At 70.3% G+C, this 11,982-nt stretch carries 15 protein-coding genes and 1 pseudogene; 11 read left to right on the top strand and 5 right to left on the bottom strand.

Going from position 1 to position 11,982, the window contains the following annotated elements; genetic code table 11:
- Positions 1-550: 550 nt before the first annotated feature.
- On the bottom strand, positions 551-730 hold the full coding sequence (locus ACZ3UD_RS31495; RefSeq protein WP_465595311.1) for a hypothetical protein: 180 nt from the start codon (positions 728-730) through the stop codon (positions 551-553).
- A gap of 1,572 nt (positions 731-2,302) precedes the next feature.
- Positions 2,303-2,581, bottom strand: coding sequence for a hypothetical protein (locus tag ACZ3UD_RS31490; RefSeq protein WP_465595308.1), 279 nt, complete (start codon positions 2,579-2,581; stop codon positions 2,303-2,305).
- Between the two features lie 44 nt (positions 2,582-2,625).
- Between ACZ3UD_RS31490 and ACZ3UD_RS31485 the strand changes: the two genes are divergently transcribed.
- On the top strand, positions 2,626-3,216 hold the full coding sequence (locus ACZ3UD_RS31485) for a DUF6939 family protein (RefSeq protein ID WP_465595305.1): 591 nt from the start codon (positions 2,626-2,628) through the stop codon (positions 3,214-3,216).
- Positions 3,217-3,831: 615 nt separating this feature from the next.
- Here ACZ3UD_RS31485 and ACZ3UD_RS31480 read toward each other — a convergent pair.
- The 3 genes from ACZ3UD_RS31480 to ACZ3UD_RS31470 are packed head-to-tail and all read right to left on the bottom strand — an operon-like array spanning position 3,832 to position 4,409.
- Complete coding sequence (locus tag ACZ3UD_RS31480) at positions 3,832-4,089, bottom strand: hypothetical protein (RefSeq protein WP_465595302.1); 258 nt, start codon at positions 4,087-4,089, stop codon at positions 3,832-3,834.
- Between the two features lie 27 nt (positions 4,090-4,116).
- Positions 4,117-4,278, bottom strand: coding sequence for a hypothetical protein (locus ACZ3UD_RS31475; protein ID WP_465595299.1), 162 nt, complete (start codon positions 4,276-4,278; stop codon positions 4,117-4,119).
- Positions 4,275-4,409, bottom strand: coding sequence for a hypothetical protein (locus ACZ3UD_RS31470; protein ID WP_465595297.1), 135 nt, complete (start codon positions 4,407-4,409; stop codon positions 4,275-4,277). The genes ACZ3UD_RS31475 and ACZ3UD_RS31470 overlap by 4 nt, the downstream gene beginning before the upstream one ends.
- A 3-nt stretch (positions 4,410-4,412) precedes the next feature.
- Here ACZ3UD_RS31470 and ACZ3UD_RS31465 point away from each other — a divergent pair, with 3 nt between their 5' ends.
- The 10 genes and pseudogenes from ACZ3UD_RS31465 to ACZ3UD_RS31420 all read left to right on the top strand — a co-directional run.
- Complete coding sequence (locus ACZ3UD_RS31465) at positions 4,413-4,832, top strand: hypothetical protein (protein ID WP_465595294.1); 420 nt, start codon at positions 4,413-4,415, stop codon at positions 4,830-4,832.
- Positions 4,833-5,102: 270 nt separating this feature from the next.
- Positions 5,103-5,399 carry a hypothetical protein gene (locus ACZ3UD_RS31460; protein WP_465595291.1) on the top strand — a complete coding sequence of 99 codons (297 nt, stop codon included), beginning with the start codon at positions 5,103-5,105 and terminating at the stop codon, positions 5,397-5,399.
- A gap of 1,032 nt (positions 5,400-6,431) precedes the next feature.
- Positions 6,432-6,968, top strand: coding sequence for a hypothetical protein (locus tag ACZ3UD_RS31455; protein WP_465595288.1), 537 nt, complete (start codon positions 6,432-6,434; stop codon positions 6,966-6,968).
- A gap of 382 nt (positions 6,969-7,350) precedes the next feature.
- The gene (locus tag ACZ3UD_RS31450) at positions 7,351-7,662 is read left to right on the top strand and encodes a hypothetical protein (protein ID WP_465595285.1); all 312 of its coding nucleotides are present in this window, start codon (positions 7,351-7,353) and stop codon (positions 7,660-7,662) included.
- The gene (locus ACZ3UD_RS31445; protein ID WP_465595282.1) at positions 7,659-8,639 is read left to right on the top strand and encodes an alpha/beta fold hydrolase; all 981 of its coding nucleotides are present in this window, start codon (positions 7,659-7,661) and stop codon (positions 8,637-8,639) included. The genes ACZ3UD_RS31450 and ACZ3UD_RS31445 overlap by 4 nt, the downstream gene beginning before the upstream one ends.
- 668 nt (positions 8,640-9,307) lie before the next feature.
- Positions 9,308-10,534 carry a glycosyltransferase gene (locus tag ACZ3UD_RS31440; protein ID WP_465595279.1) on the top strand — a complete coding sequence of 409 codons (1,227 nt, stop codon included), beginning with the start codon at positions 9,308-9,310 and terminating at the stop codon, positions 10,532-10,534.
- A 104-nt stretch (positions 10,535-10,638) separates the two neighbouring features.
- Positions 10,639-10,887 (top strand): annotated as a pseudogene (locus ACZ3UD_RS31435) (DUF4097 family beta strand repeat-containing protein); the annotation flags it as partial.
- Entirely contained in the window at positions 10,884-11,147 is a 264-nt protein-coding gene (locus ACZ3UD_RS31430; protein ID WP_465595276.1) for a hypothetical protein, read from the top strand. The pseudogene ACZ3UD_RS31435 and the gene ACZ3UD_RS31430, both read left to right, overlap by 4 nt.
- A gap of 87 nt (positions 11,148-11,234) precedes the next feature.
- Entirely contained in the window at positions 11,235-11,537 is a 303-nt protein-coding gene (locus tag ACZ3UD_RS31425; protein ID WP_465595273.1) for a hypothetical protein, read from the top strand.
- Between the two features lie 200 nt (positions 11,538-11,737).
- Positions 11,738-11,982 (top strand): hypothetical protein (locus tag ACZ3UD_RS31420; protein ID WP_465595270.1); only part of this gene is annotated, 245 nt, incomplete at its 3' end.

The raw sequence follows: 11,982 nt of genomic DNA, 5'->3' as shown, positions 1-11,982 counted from the left end.
CCGAGGCCCCAATGGGGCGTCGTCTACCTCGCCACAGCGTCGCTGTCAAACGGGCGTCGGCCGCCGCCAGCGGTCGTCGCTAATTCCCCGCCTAAATTGCGCGACGACGGGCGAGCCGGCCTCGGGGCCGTGTCGTGAAGACCCGTGGGTTCGGTCGGCCCCGCACGGGTTGGTGCCGCTATACCTCCTCGTCCAGCAGCACACGGGCGGACCGCCTTCCCCGACGCGGCCACTACCCCGACCCATTCCGGAGAGCGCCCTCGATGACAGAGCCGACACGAGAGGCCACGCCCAAGCGGTACGTCCGGCTCGATCCGGACGGGTGCGGCGGAGGCCCCAGGCGGAGGCCCCAGGCGGAGGTCGGCCCGCCCGCATTCCGGGCACACCCTGCCCGCCAGCGTGGACTCGCCGATCCACGCCGCCTGGTAGATGTCGAGCCACTCCGGGAAACCCATCGGACCACCTGTCGAGGTCGTCACTGTGCGGCCCGCTGCGTGAAGGCCGCCGGCGCCGGAAGACATCCGGCTGTTCTGCGCGAGGGAACCGCCTGTCAGCCCATCAGTCTCGCCCAGTCCGTCAGAACCGCGAAGCCGTCCGCCGTCAGTCCGGTTCTCGGATCGATGTGGTGGAGGAGCGCCGGACCGTGGTGGTGGGCCTGGATCCAGGCGCGGTCCGCGTTCGTGGTCCGGTCGTCGACCCAGGTGAACGGGCGGCCCTGTGCCCAGGCCACGGCGAGCGCGCCGGCCCGTGAGCCGGCTTGAGCCAGACCCGCAGTGGCTTCGCCGGCTTGTTCGGGAGGCCCTGTTCGCGGAGTCGGCGACGTTCTGCCACCTCCCACCGCAGGGTCATCAGTCGGTACGTCTGGTAGCCCGGGACGCCGGTACGGCTTCGCCGCGTACGGATTCAGCGTCCGTCCACGTCCGCCAGCAGCACTCGTCGCATCGAGTCCCCGCGGAGATCGTCCCCGTACGGCACCGGCCGGTCCGCAGCCAGCTCAGCGGGCTTTCCTGTGGTGCCCTACGCCGCCAGGGCAGTTGCGGACACCGGGGCTACGGTCGACGGTGTACTTGCGCGCGGCGCCTTCCCGGCCTTCTCCCCCGCTGACTGCCGGAACAGTTTCGAGGATCCGGCCGGACGATTTTCCGCGGAAAATTCCGTGGCCTCGGATGGTCGGCATCATCGGTGTCCAGACCGTCGAACCCGAGGACCGCGCGCATCCGGCGAACCCGACCGTGGAGCAGTGCCCGTAGTCCCGGCGATCATACGGATCCCGGTCCGACTGTTCGGTCCCGCCGGTGGCGTCGGGTCGTGGCGGAACACTCGTACGACAACATCACGATCGAGCTACCTGACTTCGGCGCGTCGGTTCGGAGACCTCCGAGGATGTTCTTCGGGGCCGACCCGGAGGACCGGAACTTGGCGGCGCACATCCTGTCCGCCGTCGGGGGGACCTGCTTCACCGCCACCGTCCGTCGCCCCGGCTCATGCGCTGCGGGCCCGACTGGAGGTCGCCGGCGACAGGAGTATCACCGTCACCGTGAACCAGCCCTGCGCAAGGGAGCCCCCGGGCCTGCTTGCTCCCGGCGAGTGGGCCACTGCCTTGCAGGGAAGACGAGTGGTGGTCCTTGTGAGCGGCGGCGGCGCTGTCTGCCACGGTGACCGTCGAGCGGTGGTGCAGGGGACGGGGAGCCAGACAGCGCCTGGCAGGACTCCGACCGCTTGCCGACGTCGAGGAGTTCCAGCCGTCGGACGGCGGTAGTGGTCTGCGCGTGAGCCTTGCCTCGACCCGGCGCAGGTCGGCACCGAATTCGTCTTCCCCACCGACCTCGCGGATCTGAACCTGCACGACCCGGACTGCTCCGTGTCTCCGGGAACGGGGCACGTCCTGATCCAGGACCATCGGAGCGGTCCGGAGGCAGGGACCTGCTGCACCGCTGACGCTGTCAGGCCGCATGCGCCGGGTCCCGCCGACGGCTCCGGATTTTCCGCGGAAAATTTCGTGCTCCGGAGAGCCCGCAGACAATCCAGCGGCACGGGCCGTCCACGGCGTGCCGTCTCGCGGCCGGACAGCCGCCCCCGAAGGCGACTTCCGGAGGGTCCGAATTTTCCGCGGAAAATCGGAGCCGGAGGAACCGAGGCCTGCCTGGGCGATGGGCCGGGCCACCGCGACGCAGGTCGGCTGTCGACAGCCCGGACCCTGTCCGCTCTCCCCCGTCGACGACTCCGCGGGACGGCGACCCGGCCGCAGGGTTCGTCTCCGGCGGCTCCGAATTTTCTGCGGAAAATTCTCCGACCGGCGCGATCACTCCCGGCGGACTCGGGCCGGCAGCGAGAGGTACGCCGGGTGTTCCGGCTTCCCTTCGATGTCCACCGGCATGCTGTCGAGAGAGCGGGCGCACTCCGCGTTCGGTTCGATGGTGAAGAAGCCGCTCGGGTCGTAGAAGTCGGCGAAGACCACCAGCCCGTTCTGCGGGCTGATCCGCCGATCACCACCGCACCCGCCACCGCAGACAGCGCGGGCGTGCCGCCCTGCGTCCCCGGCGCCGTCCGGTTCCCCGGGCGGGCGGGATGTCAGTGGCATCGGGGATGCTCGATGGCTGCTGCCATCAACCAGGGGGCCTTCAGATGTCGATCCGTATTGCCAGCCGTCGCCGCGCGATGGCGTCACTGACCGCCGCGTTCCCGGGCGCGGAGATCATCGACGTGACCTCCAAGGCACCGGATCCGTGGGTGAGATTGAGCCCGTTCTACCCGCACGGCGGTATCCCGGTCCCCTACAGCGACGGAGTGACCAGCCAGTCCGTGGAAGGGATCTGGCAAGCCCTCAAGGTCTTCCAGGACTCCGACGTCGACCCCGCGAAGCTCGGGGTCACCACGATGAAAGGCCTGAAGCGGACGGTTCGTCGATACGGCCCCGTCCAGGGCCACCGAAGCGGTCTGGACGGCGCCCGGCTGCTGCCCTACGAAACCGCTCGGCGCTGGATCTACCTGCCGGCCTACCGCTGGATCCTTGAGCATCGAGTCGCCGACCTGGTCGAGCTGCTCAGGAACAAGGACGACGTCGTACTCCTGGACTACACCACCAACGGGGACGTCACCGACCCCGCCAGCCCGCTCTCCCACGCCGCACTCATCCAGCTGTACATAGAAGGGCGCTGGCCCAGTGAGGACGACGGCGTTGAGGCTTCCCGCCGCATCAGCGGTCGAATGCCATGAGTGATCCGGCGTCGGGCGCGCGGGTTGTATAGGGGGGCCGATGGTCGAGCCACGAACGGCGCATGCCGAGCGACGCGCTGGAGGCCGGCCACCGTGCTGTGCCAGAGCCGGCTGAGGCCCGCCAATTTTCTGCGGAAAATTCTGCGACCCCGGCAGCTGTAGCGGCGTCGATGCTCCGCAGCGTCGCCTCGTCCTCCGTCTCCATACTCGTCGGCAGGTCGTCGGCAGGCGTGGATTTTCCGCGGAAAATTCCCGGCGCTGATCCCTGGGCCGGATCCGCTGCCCGGGCACCCGGATCTCGCGGTCACCGTCGGCGGACCTGCGCCGGCACGGCGAGGGACGCAGGTTCTCCGGCCTCTCCTCGAAGTCCACGGGGGTGTCGCTGGGGCAGTGGACGTACTCCGTGAAGGCGCTGACTTCGAGAAGGCCGCTCGCGTCGTATACGCGACGAAGACGCCGCTGCGGCCGGTGCCCGGCGTTGAGGTGCCTGGCGGCTGTGGTGCTGAGTACCGTCCTCCATAGCCCTGATCGTCCCCCGGGCCGGACGACTGCTGCACGAGTCGCCGTTCGGGCGCCGCGTGGCAACTCGTCGTCCCGCGCCTTTCGGCGCGGTCGTCAGGCGAGCATCTGGAGAGCCGTGTCGCGCAGCTGGTCGTCCAGGTGCTGTCGTCGGCCGGGTACCCAGGTGGCGTACTCGCTCATCAGGCGGCGTTCGCTGGTGGCCCAGTGCAGAAGCTGCGGATGCAGGTGCTGAGGGTAGGGCGGTCCGATCCGTCGGAGCGACTGGAGGGCGCGTACGCCCACGGGGCCGACGGGGTCGAGGAGCGCAGTCAGGACCGGGGTCATGAGGGACGGGTCGCCGGTGATGTTCATGTGGGCCTCGGCGGCGTGCGGCTGGTACTAGCTGTTGTCGTCGAGGTAGCGCTCGATCAGCGGCAGCGGCGGTGCGGCCGTTTCGCCGAGACGGGCCGCCTCCTCCAGATGCCGCCCGGTGTCGGTGAGCCGACCTTCCAGCAAGCGCAGGGCGGGCTCAGGGTCGGCACCGAGGCGGGCGGCGGTCACGGCCCCGCGCCGACGGCGAGGGTGTCGTCGTCGGTGCGCGCGACAGCCTCCAGAAGGTCGAGGAGCCCGGCGCCGTGGATGGCCCGGTCGCCGAAGCGGTGCAGGAGCGTCGGGGTGGGGCGGCGGTGCAACAGGTGGATGAGGTCGAGCAGGTGGGTGCGGGCGGCCTCGGGGGAGAGGGCCGGGTAGAGCTTGTCCAGACCGCGGCCGTTGGGGTGGCGCAGGGCGAGGCGCTGGTGGTCGGGGTGCTGGGTGCGGGCGGCGGGGGCGGCCAGTGCCCCCGGGCAAGGGGCGGGGACATCGGTCAGCAGGCGCTCGTCCCCGAGGTGGCCGAGCAGCTCCTGGGCCTGTCCTTCGGAGAGTGCGTGGGGGAGGAGGCGCTCGCCGAGTGCCGGGTCGGGGTGGGAGGCGCCCGGCAGCCATTTGGCGATGGCATCGAGGAGGACGAACAGGTCCCAGCGGGAGTGTTCGTGCGCCAGAGCGGCGGTGAGCAGGCCGATGGTCTCGTTCTCGCGGTCGCGCCAGACCGCGGAGAGCCGCTGGGCGCGACGTGAACCGGAACTCTAGGCACCACCGCTGACAGCCGGTGGGACACGGCGCCCGACCACAGCCCGCCGCATGGGCACCCGCACCTCGCGGCTCACCGATTTTCCGCAGAAAATCGGTCGGGCTCGCACCGGCCGGATCCGGATCCAGCCAGCGCGGGGGAGCGGAGAAGGACAAGCGTCCGAACCAGCAATGCTTCTTACGGTATCTGCCGAGCCCACGTCCAAGTCGGTGGTGACCACTGGCTGTAGTGCCGATGTTCGGAAGGGGATGCCGACATGGTGAACGTCGAAGTGCCAGGACCTGAGCCGGACTGGGAGACGGCCCCGTCCTATCAGGGCGGCAAGCGCAAACCTGCGTTCCAACAGAGCGCGTGGGAGTTCGCCACCGGCTCGTTCCGCATCGTCGCGGGATTGCAGCCGCCGCTTGACGCACTCGCGGCGCGGTTGCGGCTGACCGTCGAACGGACCTGGGAGGACCTCGGCTACGTGAACGCGGCCATGTTCCGGGTCAAGGGGATCGGCTTCGCCCTGAGCGAGTTCGAAGGAGGGGGCTCTCCGCACACGGCCGTCTGACTGGGCCGCTCGTCGGATGACGTGGAAGCGGTGCTCGACACCTTGCCCGGCGCCTCGGCATCGGCCGCCAGGCACTGGCGTTCAGCGGCGCCGCGGAGACCGGCTTCGAGAACTGCAAGGGTTGGCGAAGGTAGTACCGCCGGTACCGCCGATTCTCAGCGGTGATCGCCGTTTCGCTGCCGCTCGGTACTTCGCGCCTAATGGCTTGAACACAAACAACATCGGTAGACATGGCATAGACAATTCTCTGACCTCGGTCGCCGTTCACCACTCCCTGCGCCCCGCAGGCGACGCCACTCCCACCTGGCGTCGTGTCATAGGACTCTGGGAGGCTGTGCCCCGTGATCGATCCCCACGCACCGGCATCCGCCCGGTGGTCGCTTCGGTGGCGGGAAGCGGTGATAGAGCCAGACCGAGTAGGCGATCACCTTGGCCGGGAAGCGGTAGCCCTTGCACGACAGAGCGGTGGTGCCCACGAGCAGGGCCCTCCGACGACAAGAACCGTGATCATCCCACGGCACCGAAGAGCCCTGCGTTCAACGTAAGAGCGCCTGACCGCTTGCCAAATGATCTCAATGCCTGGCAGGTTTCTGCCACTCGATCTCGATCGGTGGTGGTGGGGGAGCGGTGGCTCAATCCATCGTCGGCTGACGATGGGCCAGCTCGCCCCTCCGCCACCACGATCGCCGAGATCGGTGGCCTGGCCGTGGCGCGGGTTCGGGAACGCGGCGCTCACGGTCGGCCCGATGGACGCCGACGTGTGCCGCTCGGCTGCGGTGCGATGTGTCACTGATGACCCGCCAGGTCGTGACGCTGGTGAGGGAACGTGGTTTCGACGTCGGGCCGACATCCGCGAGGCCCGGTGCCTCGCGAGACGGCGACAGCAGAGCGCTCCCGGAGCTCCTGGCGCACGCCCGCTCACAACCGCTCGGCTCGCGAGCGGGCATCACCCTTTCAGCTGGTATATCCGTCTTGCGAGGGGGCCCTACCTTGGCGGTGGCACATCCCACTGGCATCTGTATGGGAGGCATCATGCCAGCACTGCGTACCGGCCTTACCGCTCTCACCGCCGCCGTGCTCATGGGCGCTACGACCGTGGTGACCCAGACCAGCGTCACCGCGGCTTCGGCGGCGCCTGCGGCGGTCCGAGGAATCGCCCACCTCAACACGGTGGTCGACCTGCCGCCCGGCGTGTGGACCGACACCCCGCTGGAGGTCACCCTTCCCCGGGCCGGGACCTACGAACTCGACGCGAATGTCCGCCGCCGTCTCGCGGGCGTTCCCCCGGTCAACACGTACATCACCGCTCGGCTGTGGGATGTCACGTCGAACACCGCCGTCGCGGAGAGCGAGCGGCTCGTCTACCAGGTCATCGACCTGAACCCCGGCAACGCCCAGGCCGGCGGCAACGCGACCGCACCGATCAGCGAGCTGATCCACGTGAACAGGCCGACCACGATCCGGCTGCAGGGCATCCGAACCGACGCGGTCGGAACGGCGGTCGTCGCCCAGATCTACGACGACAGCGTCGGCCACACGTCTCTGCGCTACGAACGGGTCCGCCCCTGAGATTCGAACGGGAGGCCCGAGGAACGTCTGCTGCGTAAGGGCGTCTGAGGAGCATGAAGCTCCCGCGAGCCGTCCCCTGGACCATCAGGCCAGGGGACGGAGCCCTGAGGCAGGAGTGATCCCGGCGTGATCTTCTCTCGGTCGGAGATCCCGGTGCGACTGCTCGGTGAGATGTCCGCGCGTGATCAGCGCGGCCGGAGTGTGGGTGGACCGCCCCGGCCGCTCGATTGTCCCCGAAGACGGCTGGGCCGACCTCGACACCCGTTCGCCCGGTGCGCGGGCGCGGGCAGACTGTTCGGCACCGCGGTGGCGGAACTTGCCCACAAGCTGGGCAAGCGCGAACACATTGCGCCAGCGAGAACCACGATTTCGAGACAATCCAATGACCGCGAGGTGCTGCCGCTGCCCGTTACTGGACGAGCTGGACACCTTCCCGGCCGAGGCGGCGGAGCGGGCCAGGCTCGACGTCACCGAGCTGCAAGTGACCCCTGACCAGGGGCAGCATCCGGTGGTGCTGGCCGATCGGGTGGTCAAGCGGCGGCTGCCCGCGACTTGCCGGGGCCGGCCGACCAGCCCCGGAACCAGGCTGCGGCCCGACGCCGCCATGTCCGAATCGGCCGAGCCGCTGCCCTACGACGCGCCCCAAGCAGAAACGATCACTTGGGGGAAGTCATGTCCTTTCGGGGTAGATTGACGTCACGTCAGCATCGTTGGCCGGTCGCGGCGGTGGCCGCCGCGCTCACCACCGCCACGATCTTCACCGCCACGGGTGGCGCCGCCGAGGCCGCCGCTACCCCGCCCGGCGGGCTACCGGGCTTCAAGGACGGCTACGCGATCAGCGACGGCCCGCGGATCCACTACACGGTGGCCGGGCACGGCCCGGCACTGGTGCTGCTGCACGGCTGGCCGGAGACCCTGCAAGCGTGGGACCAGGTGGCACCCGCGCTGACCAAGGACCACATCGTGATCGCGGTCGACCTTCGCGGTCTGGGCCACTCGCAGCGCTCCGACAGCGATGCCTACGGCAGCTACACGCCTCTCACCCTGGCCTCGGACGTGCACGCCGTGGTGGACCAGCTCGGCTTCGGCAACGCCGAGGTCTCGGTGGCCGGCCACGACATCGGCGGCGGGGTGGCGCTGGCCTACGCCGCCGCGTACCGCGACCAGGTGAGCCACCTGGCGATCCTGGAGGCCCCGCCGACCACCTGGTACCTGCAACTGGTGGCCGACAAGCCCAACTTCCTGTGGTGGGACTCCTTCGTCAACGGCCAGAAGATCGGAGTGGCGGAGCAGCTGGTGGCGGGCAAGGAGGAGATCTTCTACGGCTCGGTCTACAACAACGGCGGCCCGGGCGGAGCGCCGAGCGCTAAGAACCAGAAGGAGTACATCGCCGCCTACAGCCGGCCCGGCGCCACTCGCTCGGGCTTCGACTTCTTCCGCCAGCAGGACACGGGCGAGAAGGAGGTGCAGGCGCTGCTCAACAACAACCCGCTGACCATGCCGGTACTCGGCGTCGGCGGCCAGAACAGCATGGGCGAGTCGATCGGCACGGAGATGAAGAACGTTTCCACGAACGTGACCACCTCGGTGGTGCCGAACGCCAACCACTGGGTGCTGGAGGAGGACCCGCAGTTCGTCATCGACCAGCTGCAGCAGTTGCTGGCCCGCTGACCGAAGCGCGCCGTGGCCGGTGCCGGGGGCCGGCACCGGCCACACACGTACCGACACCGTGGGACAGCCCGAGCAGTGGAACCGTCGAGGCACATGACGTGCCGTGCGGGTCCGCCAGGACCAGGACGAACACCGGTCACACGGGTGTTCGCGTGGTTTGTTCCGCTGTGCCGATCCACCGCGGCGAAGAACGCCGAGATCCTGATCCTGCGGCACGAGGCCGCGGTGCTGCGTCGCCAGATCGCCTCGCCGAAGCCCGGCTGGCCTGACCGGGCGCTGCTGGCCGCGCTCGCCTCGGACCCGCACCGCGCCGTCATCCCGCGCGCCGAGAATGGGCCGCCTTCCGCAACTACTCCCGAGCCGTCGCCGACGCGGTCCGCGAGCTCGCCACCGCCTGAGACCACCAGGCGGGCTGAGCGGCGACGGACGGAGCCACGGTGAAGACCCGGCACGACCTGATCGACGAGCGTCAGGGAACGCGATTCGCACCGCCGCTTCGCGAGGGGATCGTCCCTCCGTGGTACACGGCATAGGTGAGGAGGAAGCCCTCCTCACCGTGATCAACATACAACGCAGCGGGGGCCTTGCCGCAAGGCCCCGGTGATACCGCAGAATCGTCGCTCGCAGCCGGAGCCTCGGCTGGAACCAATGGAATTGGGGGGCGCTATATGCGCGTGTTGCTGTCGACGTACGGTTCGCGGGGGGACGTCGAACCGCTGGTGGCACTCGCGGTGCAGTTGCGGGCGCTGGGAGCGGAGGTGCGGGTGTGCGCGCCGCCGGACGAGGACTTCGTGGAGCTGCTGGCCCGGGTCGGGCTGCCGGTGGTGCCGGTCGGCCGTCCGATGCGCTCGATGGTGCGGCCGTCGTCGGCGGCGGAGGCGGGTCGGCGGGTTGCCGAGTACGCCGCGCAGTTCGACGCGGTGGCCGCGGCGGCCGAGGGGTGTGACGTGCTCCTGGCGTCCGGACTCGCGCACTTCGCCTCGCGGTCGGTGGCGGAGAAGCTGGGCATCCCCTACGTGTACGCGACCTTCTGCTCGTTCCTGCTGCCGACGCCGCACCACGCGCCGCCGGCGGCACTGCTGCCGGGCCAGTCGCTCCCGGCGGAGGTGACCGACAACCGGACGCTGTGGGACCTGAACGCGCAGCTCTTCAACACGCTGCACGGCGAGGCGCTCAACGCGCACCGGGCGTCGGTCGGCCTGCCACCGGTGGACAGCGTGCGCGACTTCGTTCTCACCGACCGGCCGTGGCTGGCGTCGGACCCGGTACTGGACCCGTGGCAGGAGACGGCGGAGCTCGGCGTCGTGCACACCGGCGTGTGGATCCTGCCGGACGACCGGCCGTTGCCGGATGACCTGGTGGCGTTCCTGGACGCCGGCGCACCGCCGGTGTTCGTCGGGCTCGGCAGTAGCCGCCGCGTCTCGCAGGACGTCGCCCGGGTGGCCATCGAGGCGGTCCGCGCGCAGGGCCGCCGCGTCCTCGTCGGGCGCGGGTGGGCGGACCTGGCCCTGATCGACGACCGGGACGACTGCTTCGTCGTCGGCGAGGTCAACCACCAGGCGCTGTTCCCCCGGGTGGCCGCCGTCGTGCACCACGGCGGTGCGGGCACGACCACGACGGCCGCGCGGGCCGGCGTTCCCCAGGTGGTGGTGCCGCAGGCAGCGGACCAGCCGTACTGGGCAGGCCGGGTGGCCGACCTGGGCATCGGCGCGTCAGTCGATGCTCCGACCCCGACCGTCGAGTCCCTGTCGGCCGCGCTCGGCATGGCGCTGACCCCTGAGACCCGAGCCCGGGCGACCGCCGTGGCCGGCACGATCCGCACCGACGGGGCGGCGGTGGCCGCGAAGCTGCTGCTCGATGCGGCGGGCGAAGCGCGGCCGCCGGCGTCCGCCTGAACCGTGCGGGGCGTCGAACCCGTCAGCGGTCCCGGAGACGGACCCGACTCCGTCAACCTTCGCTGAGAACCGCTCAACCAACGGTGAGACGGGACACCCGCTCCCGCCGTCTCAAGCTCGACGAGGCCGCGAGCGCCCACGTGACCGTCCAGCCCGGCGACGTCGAGCTGGGCGGCCCCGCGCAGATCAGCACCGTAAGGGGCGACATCCGGATCGCCGAGGCCGTGCGCGGCACGGTCGTGCTGCGCACCTAGTTTGGCGCGGTGTCGGTCGGTGCCGCCCGCGGCGCCGCCGCCGGTCTGAACATCCACGCCACCATCGCCCACGGCGACATCACCACCTGCGGCCTGTGAAGTGCCCGCGGTGCGGCCGCGCTCGAAACCGCGGCCGCACCTCCTACGGCGCGCTGCTTCGCACGGTCATCGGCCACGGCATCGAGACCCATCGGGAGCTGCCCGCCGGCTGGCAGGCCACCGGCTTCGCCGGCACCGAGGAGGAGCGCCTCGCACACATCGCCGACGTGTGGACGGACCTGCGCCCGCGCTCGCCGCGTGTCGCCGGTTCGTCAACCCCCGGCCCGTTCTTGGCGTTCTGGCCGGCGTGCTGCCTTTGAGAGGTGACCGGTCCCGGCCGCTGACCTGTGCGACGTGACTGACATACTCACTCACCTGGGCGGTTGTCGAGACGGAGGAGCGCGGGGATGGTCTTGCACACACAGGAATGGGTCCTCGTCTGGCTGAATGTCGGTCTTGAGGTTGCCGGATTCTGGATGGCAACGCGGCCTGAAACCGTGGGCCCGCTGCGACGTCGTCTGGTTGCCGGCGTGATCGGTTTCGGTTCCGCAGGCTTCCTTCTTGCGAACGTGCCTCGCCTCCTGGGCTGGCCGCATGGCGTCGTGATGACCCTGGACACCCTGGCGTTCGTGCCGTTCGCCGCCGCGCTCGCTGCCGCCGTCCGGGCCTGGCAGCACGCCACGAAGTTCCGCCGGGTCGCCAAGCACTGACGGAGCCGGGTCCACTCACGCCGGCGGTCTGTCGGGGACGCCTGCGGACACGACCTGGTGACCGCTGTGCGTGGGGGCGGGTCGGCTCTGCTTCGAGCACTGGCTCGCGTCTTGCTCCCGATCTGCTTAGCCCGAAATCGAACGAGGCGATCCGGCCCGGCACCCGCGTCACCGTCACCTGCGGCACCGCGGACACCAACGTGCCCTGCGCGACCACGACGCCGCTGCTCGCCGCGCTGGCCGCTGCTCGCCGCGCTGGCCGCTGCTCGCCGCGCTGGCCGCTGCTCGCCGCGCTGGCCGCTGCTCGCCGCGCTGGCCGCTGCTCGCTCGCTGGCCGCTGCTCGCTGCGCTCGCTGCGCTCGCTGCGCTCGCTGCGCTCGCTGCGCTCGCTGCGCTCGCTGCGCTCGCTGCGCTCGCTGCGCTCGCTGCGCTCGCTGCGCTCGCT

This window comes from Kitasatospora sp. NPDC023118 (assembly GCF_055560875.1).
This window is presented reverse-complemented; position numbering and strand designations above follow the sequence as displayed.